1 protein-coding gene is annotated in these 742 nt (G+C 69.6%); it reads left to right on the top strand.

Annotated features, from left to right (window positions below):
* Positions 1-400: 400 nt before the first annotated feature.
* A partial coding sequence (locus CCL05_RS42965; protein ID WP_244204624.1) for a terpene synthase family protein occupies positions 401-742 on the top strand: 342 nt, incomplete at its 3' end.

Here is a 742-nt window from a genome sequence, read left to right on the forward strand (position 1 = left end):
GCGATGATCGTGCAGCAGTACCGTCTGCGGATGCCGGAAGGGCACCCACCGGTCGGTCTGGACCAGCTGGTGACGCTGCGCCCGAAGAACGAGGTGCTTCTGCGGCTGGAGCGCCGATGAGCGCGGATGCCGGCTCCCTGACGCATCTCACCGACGCCTTCCGGATCTTTCCGCCGGAGCTCAACCCCCATGCGGACGCCGCTGTCGCGCACCTGGTCCAGTGGACCGGGGAGCGTGGCCTGGTCGGCAACGCGGTGGCGAGGAAGCGCTTCGCGCACGCCGATTTCGGCTGGTTCGCCGCCGTCACGTATCCCACCGCGGACGAGCAGGGCCTGTGCCTGATCGCGGACTGGTTCGCCTGGCTGTTCCTGCTGGACGATCAGCTCGNNCCGGCGAGCTGATGTCCCAGCTCTTCGAGGTCCTCGGCGGGAACGGAGAGGACGTCGACCAGGGCGCACCGGCCCTCGTCACCTCGCTCGCCGATCTGTGGCGGCGCACCAGCGCGGGTCCCACCTGGCGCGAGCGGTTCGTCCGGCATGTGATCTCCGGTGGTCTCGCGGCCCGCTGGGAGGCCGACAACAGGGTGCGGGGCACCGTCCCGGACGTCGAGTCGTACGTGGAGAACCGACGGCACACCGGTGCGATCTACGTCTGCATGGATTTGATCGAGGTCGTCGAGCGCCTCGACCTGCCGACCCCGGTGTACGAGAGCGAGCCGTTCACGCGGGCGCTGCGGTCGGCC

This window comes from Streptomyces africanus, from assembly GCF_002150735.1.
GTDB lineage: Bacteria > Actinomycetota > Actinomycetes > Streptomycetales > Streptomycetaceae > Streptomyces > Streptomyces africanus.